This is a genomic window from Paraburkholderia xenovorans, from assembly GCF_046030735.1.
Classification (GTDB): Bacteria; Pseudomonadota; Gammaproteobacteria; order Burkholderiales; family Burkholderiaceae; genus Paraburkholderia; species Paraburkholderia xenovorans_A.
In genome coordinates, this window is the sequence record NZ_JAQQBV010000008.1 from 68,524 (window position 1) to 85,519 (window position 16,996).

14 protein-coding genes are annotated in these 16,996 nt (G+C 63.4%); 9 read left to right on the plus strand and 5 right to left on the minus strand.

The window, feature by feature from the left end; all coding sequences use genetic code 11:
• Positions 1–282 precede the first annotated feature (282 nt).
• Positions 283–1,455, minus strand: coding sequence for a porin (locus PQQ51_RS09955; RefSeq protein WP_408496606.1), 1,173 nt, complete (start codon positions 1,453–1,455; stop codon positions 283–285).
• 523 nt (positions 1,456–1,978) lie between these two features.
• Between PQQ51_RS09955 and PQQ51_RS09960 the strand changes: the two genes are divergently transcribed.
• Both PQQ51_RS09960 and PQQ51_RS09965 read left to right on the plus strand, forming a co-directional pair.
• Positions 1,979–3,088 carry an OpgC domain-containing protein gene (locus PQQ51_RS09960; RefSeq protein WP_408496607.1) on the plus strand — a complete coding sequence of 370 codons (1,110 nt, stop codon included), beginning with the start codon at positions 1,979–1,981 and terminating at the stop codon, positions 3,086–3,088.
• 140 nt (positions 3,089–3,228) lie between these two features.
• Positions 3,229–4,089, plus strand: a complete 861-nt coding sequence (locus PQQ51_RS09965) for an alpha/beta hydrolase (protein WP_408496608.1) — start codon at positions 3,229–3,231, stop codon at positions 4,087–4,089.
• Positions 4,090–4,146: 57 nt separating this feature from the next.
• On the opposite strand, the gene PQQ51_RS09970 is transcribed toward PQQ51_RS09965, so the two are convergent.
• Positions 4,147–5,244, minus strand: a complete 1,098-nt coding sequence (locus PQQ51_RS09970; RefSeq protein WP_408496609.1) for an AI-2E family transporter — start codon at positions 5,242–5,244, stop codon at positions 4,147–4,149.
• Between the two features lie 346 nt (positions 5,245–5,590).
• Here PQQ51_RS09970 and PQQ51_RS09975 point away from each other — a divergent pair, with 346 nt between their 5' ends.
• From PQQ51_RS09975 to PQQ51_RS09985, 3 genes are all read left to right on the plus strand, one after another.
• Positions 5,591–5,875, plus strand: coding sequence for a DUF3331 domain-containing protein (locus PQQ51_RS09975; protein WP_408496740.1), 285 nt, complete (start codon positions 5,591–5,593; stop codon positions 5,873–5,875).
• A gap of 311 nt (positions 5,876–6,186) precedes the next feature.
• Positions 6,187–8,742, plus strand: a complete 2,556-nt coding sequence (locus tag PQQ51_RS09980; protein WP_408496610.1) for an adenosylcobalamin-dependent ribonucleoside-diphosphate reductase — start codon at positions 6,187–6,189, stop codon at positions 8,740–8,742.
• A 251-nt stretch (positions 8,743–8,993) separates the two neighbouring features.
• On the plus strand, positions 8,994–9,872 hold the full coding sequence (locus PQQ51_RS09985) for an SMP-30/gluconolactonase/LRE family protein (protein WP_408496741.1): 879 nt from the start codon (positions 8,994–8,996) through the stop codon (positions 9,870–9,872).
• 13 nt (positions 9,873–9,885) lie between these two features.
• Here the strand turns inward: PQQ51_RS09985 and PQQ51_RS09990 are convergent, their stop codons facing one another.
• Positions 9,886–10,818 carry a 2-hydroxyacid dehydrogenase gene (locus PQQ51_RS09990; protein WP_408496611.1) on the minus strand — a complete coding sequence of 311 codons (933 nt, stop codon included), beginning with the start codon at positions 10,816–10,818 and terminating at the stop codon, positions 9,886–9,888.
• A gap of 228 nt (positions 10,819–11,046) precedes the next feature.
• Between PQQ51_RS09990 and PQQ51_RS09995 the strand changes: the two genes are divergently transcribed.
• Positions 11,047–12,552 (plus strand): sensor domain-containing diguanylate cyclase, encoded by a 1,506-nt coding sequence (locus PQQ51_RS09995; protein ID WP_408496612.1) that lies wholly within the window; start codon positions 11,047–11,049, stop codon positions 12,550–12,552.
• Between the two features lie 14 nt (positions 12,553–12,566).
• Here the strand turns inward: PQQ51_RS09995 and PQQ51_RS10000 are convergent, their stop codons facing one another.
• Positions 12,567–13,979: a heavy metal sensor histidine kinase gene (locus PQQ51_RS10000; RefSeq protein ID WP_408496613.1), complete on the minus strand. Its 1,413-nt coding sequence runs from the start codon at positions 13,977–13,979 to the stop codon at positions 12,567–12,569.
• Entirely contained in the window at positions 13,976–14,647 is a 672-nt protein-coding gene (locus PQQ51_RS10005) for a heavy metal response regulator transcription factor (RefSeq protein WP_408496614.1), read from the minus strand. Before PQQ51_RS10005 ends, PQQ51_RS10000 begins: the two co-directional genes overlap by 4 nt.
• A 165-nt stretch (positions 14,648–14,812) precedes the next feature.
• Between PQQ51_RS10005 and PQQ51_RS10010 the strand changes: the two genes are divergently transcribed.
• From PQQ51_RS10010 to PQQ51_RS10020, 3 genes are all read left to right on the plus strand, one after another.
• A complete protein-coding gene (locus PQQ51_RS10010; protein WP_408496615.1) occupies positions 14,813–15,457 on the plus strand; it encodes a hypothetical protein in 645 nt (214 codons plus the stop codon).
• A 107-nt stretch (positions 15,458–15,564) separates the two neighbouring features.
• Positions 15,565–16,197 (plus strand): cytochrome b/b6 domain-containing protein, encoded by a 633-nt coding sequence (locus PQQ51_RS10015; protein ID WP_408496616.1) that lies wholly within the window; start codon positions 15,565–15,567, stop codon positions 16,195–16,197.
• The gene (locus PQQ51_RS10020; RefSeq protein ID WP_408496617.1) at positions 16,194–16,976 is read left to right on the plus strand and encodes a molybdopterin-dependent oxidoreductase; all 783 of its coding nucleotides are present in this window, start codon (positions 16,194–16,196) and stop codon (positions 16,974–16,976) included. Before PQQ51_RS10015 ends, PQQ51_RS10020 begins: the two co-directional genes overlap by 4 nt.
• Positions 16,977–16,996: the final 20 nt, after the last annotated feature.

Below are 16,996 nucleotides of genomic sequence, written 5' to 3' on the forward strand. Positions count from 1 at the left end.
TACACGCAGCACATGCGCGCGGGACGGCTATCACCACGAGGGAGGTGTTCGAATCGCGAGCGTGATGCGCGCCCGCGCTTACCGGCGACGTGAAGCGGCCATCACTTCGGCACCGCTCCAGTCGATCTGACTGAACCTTGAACTACCGTGAGTTGCCCTTTTCTTGTCCTGCACAGGACAAGGGCCCGGATTATCGCGCTGTTTCACCGCAGCGTGAGTCAAATTTCGTTGCATATCTCGGAAATAACGAATCGGGTATGGACCGTTGTTTCACGCGGCCTGCTAGAACTTATGCCGGATCGCCGCGCGCACCACGACCTGCTTCGACGTCGACGACGGCGACTGGGTGCCGGGCGTGAACGCATCGTCGAGGATCGAATAGGTCGAGTCGCCGGTGACCTGCTGATACTCGCCCTGAATGTAGACGTCGGTGCGTTTGGACAGGTTGTAATCCGCCATCAGACCGAACGAATGAATCTTCGGCTTCACGCCGCCGGTCGACGCATCATAGGTTTCCATCGTATACACGTACTGCGCGCCGACGAACAGCATCGGCGTGATCTGGTATTTGCCGTTCACCTCGAAGTTCTGATACTTCAGCGAGTTCAGCAGCACACCGGGCGGCGCGAGCGGCGTGATGCCGAGATAGCCGTTGGCCGTTGGATCGAGATAATTCGAGTTGGTGTACACGAAGCCTGCCGTGGCCGGACCGAAGTTGTACGTGATGCCGCCGCCGAACACGCGCATCCGGGCAGCGATGAAGCTGGCGTCGTTCGCGGTGATCGCACCGTTGGCGCCGTTGCCCGGATTGTTGCCCTGCAGGTAGGCGGCCGCCACCAGCAGACCGCCATAGCCATACTGTCCGCCGAGGCTGTACGCGCGGTTGTTCGCGAAGCTGGTGTCGTTACTGAAGCTGTACGTGCCGCCAAACTGGAAGCCCGACAGCGACGGGCTCGTGTACTTGACCGTATTGTCGAGGCGAAACGTGTTGTCGGTGTTGTCGTTGTCGTAGGGGTGCGAAAACAGCAGGCCGGCCCAATTGCCGTTGGCCGTGGTCTGCGCCAGATAATCGACAACCGAGTCGTACTGCCGCCCGAACGTCAGCGTGCCGTACGAGTCCGCGCTCAACCCGACAAAAGCCTGGCGGCCGAACATCCGGCCGCCCTGGTTGAAGCGCCCGGAACTGACGTCGAAGCCGTTTTCCAGCTGGAAGATCGCCTTGAGGCCGCCGCCCAGTTCCTCGGCGCCCTTCAGGCCCCAGCGGCTGCCCTGCGCATCGCCGCTCGCCAGTTCATAGACATGGCCGCGGCCGACGTTATTGGTGTAGTTGATGCCCTCGTCGATGACGCCGTACAGCGTCACGCTCGTCTGCGCCGAAGCCGGCGTCGGGCAAAAGACAAACAGAATGGCAGGCAAAGCGGCGGAGAAAGCCAGCGCGAACACTTGCTTGGTCATGAAGATCTCCCTGCACTCGAGTAATGGGACAACTCGATCCGACCGCGTTTCTTATGACGCTCTGACTGCGCCTTCGTGAACCCCTACAAGCTTCAAGGAAATCCTCACACGCCGTTACTTGTCCGTCCATTGGGGGATCGCGCCTTATCTCAAAACGTTGCGAAATCTCCACTGCGGGCGTCAACCGCTTTTTTCGCCGCACAGATTGAGGTATGCGGCACGCGTTCTGGCCGGCTCAGCACGGGTTTTGCCGCTCTCGCGGCTTTGTGCTACACGGCAATCGGCGGCTTTGTCATGGAAAGAAATATAATCGAAAGCTTTTTTGCGGCGCTGCGGCGGAACTCCACGTCGCCGGACGGGTCATTTTTACTGCCCTCGGCCAGCGTGCCGCGTGGCCGGTTCAGAACGACGGCGCGGTTGCCGAGGCAATCGCAACCGCCCCACTCAAATATCAAAGCCTTGTGAGATGCCCGCCGCGCTGGTTTAGCGCGCCGTCGCACAGGGCTGCTTTTGGCGCAACTCCATGCAAAAGTCGCAATCCCGCCTGATCGAGCTTGATTTCTTTCGCGGGCTGGTCCTTCTGATCATCGTCGTCGACCATATCGGCGGCAGCATTCTGTCGCGCATCACGCTGCATGCCTACGCGCTGTGCGACGCCGCCGAAGTGTTCGTGTTCCTCGGCGGCTTCGCCACGGCCACCGCCTATGCGGCGCTCGCCGAGCGGCGTAGCGAGGCGAGCGCGCGCAGCCGCTTCCTGCGGCGTTCGCTCGAAATCTATCGTGCGTTCCTCGTCACCGCCGGCCTGATGCTGCTGGTCAGCGCGGTGCTCACGGCCTTCAGCATCGACGGCCCGAATCTCGCCACTACCGATCTCGACGATCTGATGGACGCCCCGGTCGCCGCGTTGCGCGACATCCTGCTGTTCCGCCGTCAACCGTATCTCGCGTCCGTGCTGCCGATGTACGCGTTCTTCGCGCTGCTCGCGCCGCTGATCCTGCCGCTCGCGCGCCGCCAGCCGTGGCTGCTGCTGGCCGGCAGCGTCGCGCTGTGGGCCGGCGCGCCGGCCATCGTCGACTATCTGCCCGCCGCGCCGGACCAGCACTGGGACTTCAACCCGTTCGCATGGCAACTGCTGTTCGTGTTCGGTGTGCTCGCGCGCTGTCAGCCGGTTTATCAGCGGGCCAGCACGCACCGTCTCGGCTGGCTGGTCAGCGTGCTGGCGTTTGCGGTGGTGGCGGCCGCGGCCTATTACAAGCTGTTCATCGAAACGGAACCGCTCGACGGCGCGCTCAAGCAGAACCTCTCATACCTGCGCGCGGTGAATTTCCTCGCGATCGCGTGGCTGGTGTCGAATCTGATCCAGCTCGGCTGGGCCCGCAAGCTCGCACAGTGGCTGCCGTGGGTCGGTGTGATCGGTCGCAAGGGTTTGCTGTGCTTTATCGCCGGTGCGGTGATTTCGCTGGTCGTCGATTCGGTGCTGTATTGGGCAACCGACGGTTACCTGAACTATCCGCTCGGGCTGGTTGCCGATGCAGTCGCGGTGGGTGCGCTGTTCGCGGTGGCGATGCTGGCGGAGCCGCTCAAGCGCCTCGTCGGGCGCCTGTCCGCGCTGGGTCTCAGAACCTGGCCTTGAACGCGGCTTGGGTCGCGCGCGACGCAACGTGCCGGGAAGCATGCGTCGTGCATCCCGATATCGCTCGCTGCCGATTTTTCCTGCCGATCCTGCTAGCATAACGGCCGCCCGCAAACTGCGCGGCGGCTTCCTACTTTGCCATGCGTCTATTCCTACATTCCGCACTCCTCGCGCTATGCACCGCCGTCGGCGCACCGGCTATCGCCAGCACGGTGATCAGCCGCAGCTTCCATTCCGACGCGCTCGGCCGCGACTGGTCGTACACGATCTATCTGCCGAGCGGCTATCGACACGACGCCGCGCGCATTCCGGTGCTCTATCTTCTGCACGGCAATAACGGCGACGCCAACGACTGGCTCACGCAAGGCCATCTGCAAACCGCCGCCGACGCGCTCATCGAGCGCAAGGAGATACCGCCGGTCGCGATCGTGATGCCGCAGGGCGGCACGGACTGGTACGTCGACCGCAAGGAAAAGATGGAGACAGCATTCTTCGACGACCTGCTGCCCGAGATCGAAGCGCGCTACGCGGTAGCGACGCAGCGCGGCGGACGGATGATCGGCGGGGTGTCGATGGGTGGCTTCGGCGCGCTGCGTTACGCGTTGACGCAACCCGAACTCTTCTGCGGCGCGTTGCTGCTGAGCCCGGCGATCTATGCAAACGAGCCGCCGTATGCGTCGGCCGCGCGCCGCGTGGGCGTCTTCGGCGAGCGGCAGTTCGATCCGCGCGTCTGGCACGCGCTCAACTATCCGGCGCAATGGGAGCGCTACATGAGCCGGCCGTACCGGGTGCCGATGTTCATCGCCGCCGGCGACGACGATCTCGCGATCCAGGCCGATGCGTCGACGCTTTACACGCATCTGCGGCTGGCCGGCAATCCGGCGGCGCTGCGCATCATCGACGGCGCTCACACGTGGGACGTGTGGAGCGCATTGCTGCCCGCCGCGCTGAAATACACGCTCGGCTGCGTGAAGCAGGCGGCGCGCGATCAGGAGAAATGACGCGGCGATTCCCTGGTGCCGGGCGCATCGGCCGCACTGAAGGACGCCCGCGTGCAACTACTGCACGAGATCCGTCCACAGCACCATCAGCACGGTCATCAGTGCGGGACCGATAAAAAGACCGAGCAAACCGAAGGTCTCCGCGCCGCCGAGAATACCGAACAGCACCAGCAGGAACGGCAGGCGCGTGGAGTTGCCGATCAGAAGCGGTCGCACGAAGTGTTCGGCCGCGAACACCACCACCGAACCGAACACGGCGAGTCCGATGGCCGCCGCCACCGAGCCCTGCGAGAACAGCCACAGCGCCGCGAGCGCGATCACGACCGGCGCGCAGAACGGCAGCATCGCCGCGATCGCCGTGACGAGCGCGAGCAATGCGACGTGCGGCAAGCCGCACACGAAGTACGCGACGCCCAGCAGCACGCCCTCGCCCAGCCCCACCACGACCAGCCCCGACACCGTGCCGCGCACCGCGGCGGCCATCCGTTCGAGCAGTTCCGCGCCGTCGTCGCCGAAACCGCGCCGCATGCCTTTGACGAGCGAAGCGGACAGGCGCGGCCCCGCCTGGAAGATCACGAACAGCGTGACCAGCATGAAGCCGAACACCATCAAACCATGCGCCGCGCGCGCGCCGAAGTGGCGGCCGAGCGTCATCACAGTGGTGCTGTGAAGCTGTTTGAGTGCCGCCGAGTCGCGCAGCGGCTGCGCGAGATTGGCCTGCCACCAGGTGCTGACCTGCTGCACACCCATCGGCAGATGTTCGATGAAGTCCGGCATCGGAATGCCGTTTTCCTGCGCGGTCTTGAACCATTCGTTCAGGTCGTGTGCTTCATGCAACGCCTGTGCGATGCCAATGCCGACCGGCAGCACCACCAGCAACGCAATCGCAAGCGTCAATGCGAAGGCGATCAAGGTGGTGCGCCCGGTGAACCAGCGGTTGCCTTCGACCTTGCGCAGCAGCGGCCACAACGCGATCGCGATCACGGCAGCCCATGCCGCCACCGCGATGAAATCGCGCACGACCCACAGCGCCAGCAGCACCAGTCCGACATACAGCACGAGCGAAGCCGCTTTTTGCTTCTTGCGCCGCTCGTGCGATGCGGACGGCTCCTGCGATTGTGACGACCGTGGTGTGACCGGCGGGGGTGTAATCATGTGACCTCTTCTGTTCCTGTGGAGATGCGTGCGAGCCGACCGGAAAAATCCAAAGCCGGTACACTGCCGTTGCCTCGCCGCTCATCGATGACCCACATCTTAAAGGAAGCGTCGCCGGCCTTTACAGGCGGCGCTCTCGTCACACTACGAACAACACTGCGTTGCAAAAATCGCTCTATTGCGCATTCGCGCGGATTTAGGGCCGCAAAAGCCCCGCCGTTTCGTATGCACAAGAATGTCAAGTCTCATTGTTGCTATTTGGAGAACAGTGTTTCAACCGCGGCACAATGGCTATCCGGCGCTCACGGGACTACATTCGGCACACCACAATACGGAGCCGATGATGATGACCTTAGAGTCCATCCCCCTTGACGGTACCAATGGCATACGCATCGAAATTCTCGAGCGCTCCGACACGACGCTGGTGATCCGCTGGGTCGAGCCGGGGCGCTGTCATTACGGCGAACAGCGTTGGCGGCGGCGCTCGGCACATACCTCGGGCACCTGCGCGGTCACGCGACGGAAAATTCGCCGCGGCGACGCGGTGTTCAAACCAGCCGAGCGCCCGGCACCGTCGAATGCTTCCGCGATGATCTGTGCCGAAGTGCTGTGCGATCTCGTCGAAGCTTGATGCGATTCGATTCGGCTTGATACAGATTGATGCCGCCTGATGCGGTTTGCGATACCGGCGGCGCCTGATTTCCACGGGGCGCCGTCTGCTTCTGTTCCTCTGCTCCCCCTCCGCCCGACCTCCGCTGCGCCCTCCAAAAGCCCGATTGCGGCTCTTCGCCACCTGCGTTAAGGTGAGCTTCGTTGCGCCACGTCAGGCCGGCTGCCCGACCCACCGCGCACTATTCACAAGCAGTCACCAGCGATCACCACGCGTCACCGACACCTCCACCGCGCCGCGACCCGCTCTGCGGCACAGCAAAAGGCGACATCATGGCAGAAGACACCCCGGCAACCCGCGCGCCCGAACAACGGGTTGCGCCACAGCAATTCTCCGTCGACGTCCTGCTGGAAAAATACGCGAAAGGCGACGAGCAATCCGCCGACGACGTCTTCCGGCGGGTCGCCCGCGGCGTCGCCGCAGCCGAGCCGGAAGCGCTGCGCGAGTCGGTGGAAGCACGCTTCGTGGAGAATCTGCGGCACGGCGCGCTCGGCGCGGGCCGCATCATGAGCGCGGCCGGCACCGGGATCGCCGCCACGCTGATCAACTGCTTCGTTCAGCCGGTCGGCGACGCGATTCAGGGTGTCGACGAACAGGGTCTGCCAGGCATCTACGTCGCGCTGCTGCAAGCCGCGGAAACCATGCGGCGCGGCGGCGGCGTCGGCTACAACTTCTCGGCGATCCGTCCTAAAGGCGCGCGCGTTCATACCACGAGTTCGGCGGCGTCCGGCCCGTGCAGCTATATGGACGTGTTCGACGCGTCGTGCCGCACCGTGGAAAGCGCCGGTTCGCGGCGCGGCGCGCAGATGGCCGTGCTCGATTGCAATCATCCGGATCTACTCGAATTCATCGAGGCCAAGCATTCGAAAGGCCGCTGGAACAACTTCAATGTGTCCGTGGGCGTCACCGACGAATTCATGCGCGCCGTCGAAGACGACCAGCCGTGGCAACTCGTGCACCGCGCGGCGCCGTCGCCGGCGTTGCGCGCGGCCGGCGACATGCGGCAGCGCGAAGACGGCTTGTGGGTGTATAGCGAGCGCCCGGCCCGCGAGATCTGGGATCGCATCATGCGCTCCACCTACGACGTCGCCGAGCCGGGCATCGTGTTCATCTCACGCATGAACGAAGACAACAACCTGCGCGCGGTCGAAACCATCCGCGCAACGAACCCGTGCGGTGAGCAACCGCTGCCGGCCTATGGCTGCTGCAATCTGGGGCCGCTGAACCTGACGCGCTTCGTGATCGATCCGTTCGCGCAGGCGCAAGGCCGCAAGCCTTCGTTCGACTGGGACGGCCTCGCCGAACGCACCCGCACGCAGGTGCGCTTTCTCGACAACGTGCTCGACGTGACGCTGTGGCCGCTGCAGGAGCAATACGACGAGTCGCGTGCGAAGCGCCGTATCGGCGTGGGCTTTACCGGCCTCGGCGATACGTTGGTGATGCTCGGCCTGCGCTACAACTCGCCGGAAGGCCGCGACTTCGCCGTGCGCATCGCGTGCCTGATGCGCGACGAAGCGTACCGGGCATCGGTGGAACTCGCGCGCGAACGCGGTGCGTTTCCGCTATTCGACGCCGACCGTTATCTGGAAGCCGGCACCTTCGCGTCGCGTTTGCCGGACGATCTCAAGGCGGCGATCCGTCGCGACGGCATCCGCAATAGCCACCTGCTTTCGATCGCGCCGACCGGCACGGTCAGTCTCGCGTTTGCGGACAACGCGTCGAACGGCATCGAGCCGGCGTTCTCGTGGACCTACACGCGCATGAAAGTGATGGCCGACGGCGGCCGCGAATCGTTCGATGTCGAAGACTACGCGTACCGCCTCTATCGCGAACTCGGCGGCGACGTCACGAAACTGCCGGACTATTTCGTCAGCGCACTGGAGATGTCCGCGCGCGACCACCTCGACATGATGGCCGCGGTGCAGCCGTATGTGGACACGTCGATCTCGAAGACGGTGAACGTGCCGGCGGATTATCCGTTCGAAGCGTTCGAAAGCCTTTACTTCGATGCATGGAAAAACGGTCTCAAGGGTCTTGCGACTTATCGCCCGAATGAAACACTCGGCGCAGTGCTGAGCGTGAGCCCGCCGGAGCGTCAGGCGGACGATACGCTCGCCGACACCGACCAGGATCCGTTGCGTATCGCGATCGATCATCGGCCGAAAGGGGAATTGCCGGCCATCATCGAGAAGGTCGAGTATCTGACCCAGGCCGGCAAAAAATCGCTGTATGTGGCTGTATCGTTCATCGAGGTCACCGGGCGTCTCGGCGGCGAAGAAGTCACGATCGAGCGGCCGATCGAGTTCTTCATCCCTACCGGGCAGCGCGACGAATCGCAGCAATGGATCACGGCGACGATGCGCTCGCTGTCGCTCGCGGCGCGCGGCGGGTTCGTCGCGCGCAATCTGCAGGATATGCGCAAGGTGTCGTGGGATCGCGGTCAGGTTCGGCTCGGCGACGTGCAACGACTCGACGGGCATCGTTCGCCGCGCTGGCACGATTCGGAAGTCGCCGCGCTCGCGTTTGCGATTCAACAGATTCTGCATCGGCGCGGCTTTCTCGATGCGGAAGGCAATCAGGTGCCTTCGCGGATGCTCGCGCGATTGCCGCGTGGGCAGATGAAAGCCGAGACGGCGTTGTCTGCGGATTTCGGGGTTCGCGTGCATCCCGGCGACGGCGACGACGCGTCGTTGACCCAGGCCGGCGGCGCGCAAGGCTTGCACACGATGCTGGGACGCAAGTGCGGATCGTGCGGCGCAAACGCGGTGATTCGCAAGGACGGCTGCGATTTCTGTACCGCGTGTGGAGAAGTCGGCGCGTGCGGATGAAAAGCTGATCGACCTGCCGTTTATCAAAGCGCGAAAAATCCGAGCGTTATTGATCGAGGTACTGCGGCATCGCAAATACGGGCATATCAAACTAAATACGAAAATATGCTATGGTGTGCGCACTCAAAGTCGGCCCTCGCCGACGTAATGCTCGTCCATCCAGACCCAGCGATTCCATGACTCATACTTTCCCTACACATCGCTTCCCCGCTTCATGGCAATCGTTTTACTGGAAGACGGCGACAGCGTTGGTGCTGTTCGTTGCCATTGGAAAAGCGTTCGCGGGCGAACCGGTCGACGTCCAGACCGTTGCTACCGGTCTGCAATATTCCGAAGGCACGATATTCGTCGGAGATACGCTGTACTTCGTCGACTACAACGCTTCGGATGTACTCCGCCTCGCAAAGAACGGCGCCGTGCAGCGGGTGTGGCATCAGGATGGCTGCGCGGCCAATGGCCTCGTCCAGACAGGGACCCGTTTGCTGGTTGCCTGCTACGACAGCGGAACGATTGCCGAGATCACGCAGGACGGACGGCTGATCGACACAATCCGCTCAGACGACAAAGGCGTGCCGTTCGTCTACCCGAACGACCTCACTGCCGATCGGAAAGGCGGTGTGTACTTCACGGCGTCGGGATCGGCAGTCACGCCTGGGAAAGTGTATTACCGCAGCGCCGACCGGCGCGTGCGGGAAGTGGCGTCGAACATTCGCTACTCGAACGGACTGGCTGTCTCTCCAAACGGAAAACGGCTGTATGTAGCGGAAAGCGAGGCGAGCAGACTGTTGGTCTACTCGATCGCCGAGGACGGCGGATTGAGCGAGCGCCAGGTATTCGTCGACCTGGGCCAGCTTCTCGGGACGCAGGAAGAGACCGCGGTGACGCCGGACGGCGTGCGCGTCGACCGGAACGGGAACGTATTCGTCGCACTGTATCGCGGCGGTGGTTTCGCGGTCTTCTCGCCGGGCGGCACCTTGCTTCGCTCCGTCAAACTTCCTGGCGAGCACCACACTAACCTCGCCATTTCACCGGATGGGAAAGCCGTTTTCGTGACCGCGATCCACGATACGTCGTATGGCGGGGAATCGCGAAGCGAGCTTCTAAAGGTTCCCAATCCACTTCGGGAATGAAACGTTGCCGTCGTCAGATCGGCGTCAACACCGCTTCACCCGCGAAGTGCCGTTTCGCATTCGCCAGAAAATTATCGACCGACGCCGTGATCGCCTCCGGCGAGCGGCCGCCCACATGCGGCGTCAGCACCACGTTATGGAGCGCGACCAGTTCCTCGGGCGGCGTCGGCTCGCTTTCGTACACATCCAGCCCTGCGCCCGCGATCGTCCCCGCGATGAGCGCATGCGCGAGCGCCGCGGTATCGACCACGCTGCCGCGCGACACATTGACCACGAAGCCGTTCGCGCCCAGCGCCTCCAGCACCGTCGCATCGATCAGATGCTTCGTACCCGCACCGCCGGGCGTCGCCACCACCAGGAAATCGGACCACCGCGCCAGTTCTTCGACGCTGTTGAAATAGCGCAGCGCAGACCCTTCACGCGGCTTACGGTTGTGATAACCGATCTCCATCTCGAAGCCGGCGCCACGGCGCGCGATTTTCTCGCCGATGTTGCCGAGCCCGACGATACCGAGCCGCTTGCCCGACACGTTCGGCCGCATCGGCAGGTGATCGCGCCAGACACCGGCGCGCGTCGCCTGATCGAGTTGCGGGATGTCGCGCACCACGGCCAGCAGCAGCGCGAAAGCATGGTCGGCCACGCAATGGTCGTTGGTGCCCGAGCCGTTCACGAGCACGATATTGCGCGCACGAGCGTGGTCGACGGCCAGATTTTCGTAACCGGCGCCGAGCGCGCTGACGAATTCGAGCTGCGGCATCTGGTCGATTTCGGCTGCCGTCAAACCGGTCGTGCCGTTGGTCAGCACCGCGCGGATCGTGGCGCCCTGTTTGGCGATCGCAGCGGAGCGCTGGTCGGAGTCGGGTGCATAGACGACGTCGAAGGCCGCTTCGACCGACGCGCGGCTGGTGTCGTTCAGGTGAATCAGAATCAGCAGGGTGGGCTTCATGGCGTGGGGTTTTTTAACAGCGATGACCGATGGGGAAAACGGCGAGCGTCGAGTGTAGCAAGGCTCTCGCGAGCGCGCTGTGTGCACCATGAGGATGAGCGCCGGCCGCTGCAGCTAGAATCGGACTCGACCTGGGCTCAGGCACGCCGGCCTACTCGCGTGCCGGCGGTTTTATTCGCCAAACCGAAGCCGCCTTAAAATAGCCGGAATTCCGATAACGAGACTCTCATGCTGGATACCCTCCCGCGCGGCTCCGCGCCCGGCAATAACCCGCCGAAGGAAGTCCCCTTGCAAGACGACTCCGAGATGTTCGAACTTGCGCCCGTCTCCCTGTGGCTGGAGGACTTCAGCGGCGTACACGCGCTTTTCGACCAGTGGCGCGCACAGGGCGTGACCGACCTGCGCGCCCATTTCGCGGAAAATCCGGCACGCGTCGCCGAATGCGCGCACAGCATCCGCGTGATCAAGGTCAACCGTAAGACGCTCACGCAGTTCGAGGCGGCGGATTTCGACGCGCTCACCAGCAACCTGGCCTCGGTATTCCGCGACGACATGCTCAAGACACATCTGGAGGAACTGTGCCAGTTGTGGGCCGGACAATCACAGTTCACGAGCCAGACGGTCAACTACACGCTCGGCGGCCAGCGCCTCGACGTGCTGCTCAAAGGCGCGATCCTGCCCGGCCACGAAGCGCGCTGGGATCGCGTGCTGGTCTCGGTTGAAGACATCACCGAACTGGAGGGCGCGCGGCATCGCGTGACGCTGGCCGAGCACTATGCGCGCGGCCTGTTCGAGTATTCGCCGGTGTCGCTGTGGGTGGAGGATTTCAGCGCGGTCAAGCGGCTGCTCGATGAGGCGCGCGCGGCCGGTATCAGCGATTTCCGCGTTTTCACCGACGTGCATCCGGAGTTCGTCGAGCGCTGCATGCAGGAAATCCACGTGCTCGACGTGAACCAGCACACGCTCGACCTGTTCGCGGCGAAAGATAAAAAGATGCTGCTCTCGCGCCTGTCCGAAGTCTTCCGCGACGACATGCGCCCGCACTTTCGCGAGCAATTGATCGACCTGTGGGACGGCAAACTGTTCCAGCAGCGCGAAGTACTCAACTACTCGCTCGACGGTGCCGAGGTGCACGTGCATCTGCAATTCTCGGTGCTTCCCGGTCACGAGAGCCACTGGGACCTCGTGCTGGTCGCGCTCACCGACATCACCGCGCGCAAGAAGGCGGAAGCCTATCTGGAGTTTCTCGGCAAGCACGACGTGCTGACCAAACTGCGCAACCGCTCGTTCTACATGGACGAATTGAACCGGCTCGAACGCAAGGGACCGTGGCCGGTGACCATCATCATGGCCGATCTGAACGGCCTCAAGCGCGTGAACGACCAGCTCGGCCACGCGGCCGGCGACGCGCTGCTGCGGCGCGCCGGCGAGGTGCTGGCCAAGGCGACCGAGGCGCCGTTTCACGCGGCTCGCATCGGCGGCGACGAATTCGCGATTCTGCTGCCCGACACCGACGAACGCGGCGGCGCCGCGATGATCGACGCGATCCGTCAACTGGTCGAACTGAACAACCAGTTCTATCCGGGCTCGCTATTGAGCTTTTCGATGGGCTCGGCGACCTGCGAGCGCGGCGATCGCCTTGAAGCCGGCGTGCAGCGCGCCGATCTGCTGATGTACGAGGAGAAGCGCGCGCACTATGCGAATCAGCCGATGCGGGGGCCGGCGGACGAGTGAAAAGCGCGACCTGATCAGACCGCCGCCCGACCGAGCGGAAAGCGCAATTCGAAGCGCACGACGCCCGGCACCGGGCAAGCCACTCGCGCGGTGCCGCCGTGCAAATGCATGATCGCCTTGACGATCGCGAGCCCAAGACCGCTCGACTCCGTGAACGCGCTGCGCGCCGTATCCGCGCGATAGAACCGGTCGAACAGACGGTCCAGCTGGTCGACGGGAATCGGCGCGCCGTCGTTTTCGACCACCACGGTCGCGCCCGCCTCGTCCTGCACGCCGCTCAGGCGCACCACCGTGTCGCTGGCGCCGTAGCGCACCGCGTTCACGACGAGGTTGTTGATCGCACGGCGGCACAGCAGCGGATCGACCGACGCCACGCCCGCGGCCGCCACTTCGAAGCGCATTCCGCGTTCGTCGGCCAGGCCTTCGAAATAGTCAGCGATCCTGACGAGTTCGCTGTGCAGATCGACCGGTTCGCGCCCGATCGTCAACGTTGCGTGGTCCGCATGCGCGAGAAACAGAATGTTCTCCGCGATGTGACTCAAGCGGCTCAGCTCTTCGAGATTGGATTCGAGTAGTTGCTGATATTCATCGGCATCGCGGGTCTTCGCGAGCGTCACCTGGGTCTGGCCGATCAGCGCACCGACCGGCGTGCGGATTTCGTGTGCGAGATCCGCGGAGAACTGCGACAGGCGCTGATAACCGTCCGCGAGACGATCGAGCATCGCGTTGAACGCATGTGTGAGTTGGCGCAATTCGAGCGGCGCGGATTCGCTGTCGAGCCGTACGGATAGACTCGTCGGGCTGATCTGCGCCGCGCGCGTGGCGATCTCGCGCACCGGCCGCAGCGCGTGCCGCAACACGTAATACGCGAGCAGCGTGGCAGCCAGCATGCCGGTGAGCGTCGCCAGCACGATGCGATTGCGGTACTCCGCGAGCATCCGCATTTCCTGAGTCATCGGATGCGCGGCGATCACTTCGACTTCGCTGCCATCTTCGCGCGCCTTCGCCGTGGCTATCGCCCAATGCACCGGCACGCCGTTCGGCAGGCGCGTCTGGCGAATATCCGTGAGGGTCGGCAAGCGCTCGCCGGTCATCGGCTGCAACAGAGGCACCGCGAGGTTGCCCGGATTGACATCGATAAACGGCGTTTCACCTGGGCGGCGAAATAGCAGCACGTCCTGTTCGGCGCCGAGCATGGTTTCGAACAGCAACGGCCGGCTCTTCAACTCGCCGACCGAGTACAGATCGCGCACGATCCGGCTGAAATGCTCGACACGGCCGGTCAGTTCCAGGTCTGCGCGGCGCTGCAACGACAACTCGGCAGAGTGATAAAAATACGCGCCGAGCATGCCGATCACCACGCTCGCAATCAACGCGAACAGCACCGTGGTGCGGGCTGTCAGCGAGCGCCCGGTCCACAGTTTCATGAGCCGTCGCCGAAGGTATAGCCGATGCTGCGTACCGTATGAATCAGCTTCTTCTCGAACGGATGATCGACCTTCGCGCGCAGCCGTTTGATGGCCACGTCGACCACGTTGGTGTCGCTGTCGAAATTCATGTCCCACACTTCGGAGGCGATCTGCGTGCGCGACAGCGCTTCGCCCTGGCGCCGCACCAGCAGATGCAGCAGCATGAACTCCTTGTTCGTCAGCGGAATCTCGACACCCTCGCGGGTCACTTTGCGGCGTAGCACGTCGAGCTTCAGGTCGGCGATTTCGAACACGTCGCTTTCGCGGATCACACCGCGACGCAACAGCGTGCGAATGCGCAACACGAGTTCCGTGAACGAGAACGGCTTGACGAGGTAATCGTCCGCGCCGAGTTCGAGACCGCGGATGCGGTCGCTGACATGGTCGCGCGCGGTCAGGAAAATCACCGGCAGATCGCGCCGCGCGCGCAGCGTGCGCATGATTTCCCAGCCGTCGATGCCGGGCAGCATCACGTCGAGCACGACCAGCTCGTACGCGTTTTCGAGCGCCATGTGCAGGCCGTCCGTGCCGGTGCGCGCGAGGTCGACCGCATAGCCGCTCTCGCGCAGCCCCTTTTTCAGGTAGTCGCCGGTTTTCGGATCGTCTTCGATGACGAGAATGCTCATGATGCCTGGCGCGCGCTTGCGGTGGATTGCGTTGGACAAAGTTATGGCGGTCATTCTACGTGGACGTCGCCGGCCGTTCATGACGTTTTTGTCATCCGTCTGTCACCCGCCGGAGCCGATCTCGCGCCTAATCTGTCCCCATCCTTCACCACCCGAGACAGACACATGAAGATCGTTTCCGCTTCCGCGATGCGCGCTATCGCCGCTCCCGCGCTGATGGCCGGCGCCCTGTTCGCGGCAGCTCCCTTTGCCCAGGCTCAAAACGCGGCGCCCGCCAACGCACCGACGGGCGTACGTGGCACGGTCACGTCCCTGAACGCCGACCTGCTCAAAGTACACACGCGCGACGGCAAGGATGTCGACGTCAAGCTTCCCAAGGACACGCCGATCCGCGGCGTGACGGTCGCCAACGTGAACGACATCAAGCCCGACAGCTACGTCGGCACGGCCGCGATTCCGCAAGCCGACGGCACGCTGAAGGCACTCGAAGTACACGTATTCCCGGCCAGCATGCGCGGCGCCGGCGAAGGCCACCGTCCGTGGGATCTCGGCGCGAACAGCTCGATGACCAACGGCACGGTCGGCTCGCTGGTGGTCAGCAACGGCCGCACGATCACGGTCAAGTACAAGGACGGTGAGAAGAAAGTTGTAATTCCGCAAGACGTGCCTATCGTCGCGCTCGAAGCCGGCGACCGCTCGCTGCTCGTGCCGGGCGCGAAGGTCGTGCTGTTCGCGCACAAGGAAGCCGACGGTTCGATGACCGCGAATTTCATCTCCGCAGGCGAACATGGGCTGACGCCGCCGATGTAACAGAAGCGCCCGCCGCTTTCTGGCTCGCCGCTTTCTGTTTTCCCGAACGCCGCGTCGCTTTCACGGACGCGGCGCGCCACGTTTAATTTGCCGGTCGAACGCTCACCATGTCTGAACCTCAAGCGCGCTTTATCGTGCACCCGCTCGTCGTGCGAATCACGCACTGGATCAACGCGTTTGCGATGGTTTGCATGGTGATGAGCGGCTGGGCGATCTATAACGCTTCGCCGTTCTTTCCGTTCAGGTTTCCGGTGTGGGCGACTGTAGGCGGCTGGCTGGGCGGCTCGATCGCGTGGCATTTCGCGGCGATGTGGCTGCTGTGCGCGAACGGCCTGCTGTATCTCGCGTACGGCATCGGCCGCGGGCACTTGCGCCGCAAGCTGTTTCCCGTGCATCCACGCGACGTGCTGCACGACGCCGCGCTCGCGATGCGATTCAAGCTGCCGCACGATACCGGCAAATACAACGCGGTACAGCGCGCACTCTATCTGTTCGTGCTGCTGCTCGGCGTGCTGCTGGTCGCTTCGGGACTGTCGATCTGGAAGCCGGTGCAATTCTCGTGGCTCACCGCGTTATTCGGCGGCTTCGACTTCGCGCGCCGCGTGCATTTCATCGCAATGGCCGGCGTGGTCGGCTTTGTTGTCGTGCATCTGGCGCTGGTGTTGCTCGTACCGCGCACATTGCTGCCGATGCTAACCGGCCGCGCCCGCCATTCCACGCACACAAGGAGCGAAGCATGAGCGACTCGAAACACGGAGACCGCCGAGATTCGCGAGCGGGGCGCATCGTTCTCGCCGACCATAAACCGCAAATCGAGCGCCTGCAACGGCGGCTCTTTCTGCGTTCGTCGCTGTCGATCGGCGCGCTCGCGATGCTGTCGGGCTGCAACATGCAGGACGGCGATTCCGTCGACAAGGTGCTATGGGCGATGTCGCGCTGGAACGATCGCGTACAGGGGTGGCTGTTCGACCGCAACAAACTCGCGCCGACCTATTCCGCGCGGGATATCACCAACCCGTTCCCGTTCAACGCGTTTTATCAGGAGTTCGACGTACCGGATATCGACGGCTCGACGTATCGACTGGAAGTGTCGGGGCTCGTGTCGGACAAACGCACGTGGAATCTCGAGCAATTACGCGCGTTGCCGCAGACTTCGCAGATCACGCGCCATATCTGCATCGAAGGATGGAGCGCGATCGGTCAATGGCGCGGCGTGCCGTTTCGCACGTTCCTCGAACGGATCGGCGCGGATCTGAGCGCGCGTTATGTCGGTTTCAAATGCGCGGACCGTTATTACTCGAGCCTCGATATGGCGACGGCGCTGCATCCGCAAACACAATTGACGCTCGATTTCGGCAGCGAACCGCTGCCCGCCAAATACGGCTACCCGCTGAAACTGCGGGTGCCGACCAAGCTCGGCTTCAAGAACCCGAAACACATCGCGGCGATTTTCGTGACCAACACGAACCCTGGCGGCTATTGGGAAGACCAGGGCTATAACTGGTTCAGCGGCTTGTAGCCCATTGCGCCGACTGCGTT

Excerpts from the sequence above, each read along its gene's own strand:
- PQQ51_RS09955 (WP_408496606.1), bottom strand. The coding sequence starts at position 1,455 with ATGACCAAGCAAGTGTTCGCGCTGGCTTTCTCCGCCGCTTTGCCTGCC.
- PQQ51_RS09960 (WP_408496607.1), top strand. The coding sequence starts at position 1,979 with ATGCAAAAGTCGCAATCCCGCCTGATCGAGCTTGATTTCTTTCGCGGG.
- PQQ51_RS09965 (WP_408496608.1), top strand. The coding sequence starts at position 3,229 with ATGCGTCTATTCCTACATTCCGCACTCCTCGCGCTATGCACCGCCGTC.
- PQQ51_RS09970 (WP_408496609.1), bottom strand. The coding sequence starts at position 5,244 with ATGATTACACCCCCGCCGGTCACACCACGGTCGTCACAATCGCAGGAG.
- PQQ51_RS09975 (WP_408496740.1), top strand. The coding sequence starts at position 5,591 with ATGACCTTAGAGTCCATCCCCCTTGACGGTACCAATGGCATACGCATC.
- PQQ51_RS09980 (WP_408496610.1), top strand. The coding sequence starts at position 6,187 with ATGGCAGAAGACACCCCGGCAACCCGCGCGCCCGAACAACGGGTTGCG.
- PQQ51_RS09990 (WP_408496611.1), bottom strand. The coding sequence starts at position 10,818 with ATGAAGCCCACCCTGCTGATTCTGATTCACCTGAACGACACCAGCCGC.
- PQQ51_RS09995 (WP_408496612.1), top strand. The coding sequence starts at position 11,047 with ATGCTGGATACCCTCCCGCGCGGCTCCGCGCCCGGCAATAACCCGCCG.
- PQQ51_RS10000 (WP_408496613.1), bottom strand. The coding sequence starts at position 13,979 with ATGAAACTGTGGACCGGGCGCTCGCTGACAGCCCGCACCACGGTGCTG.
- PQQ51_RS10005 (WP_408496614.1), bottom strand. The coding sequence starts at position 14,647 with ATGAGCATTCTCGTCATCGAAGACGATCCGAAAACCGGCGACTACCTG.
- PQQ51_RS10010 (WP_408496615.1), top strand. The coding sequence starts at position 14,813 with ATGAAGATCGTTTCCGCTTCCGCGATGCGCGCTATCGCCGCTCCCGCG.
- PQQ51_RS10015 (WP_408496616.1), top strand. The coding sequence starts at position 15,565 with ATGTCTGAACCTCAAGCGCGCTTTATCGTGCACCCGCTCGTCGTGCGA.
- PQQ51_RS10020 (WP_408496617.1), top strand. The coding sequence starts at position 16,194 with ATGAGCGACTCGAAACACGGAGACCGCCGAGATTCGCGAGCGGGGCGC.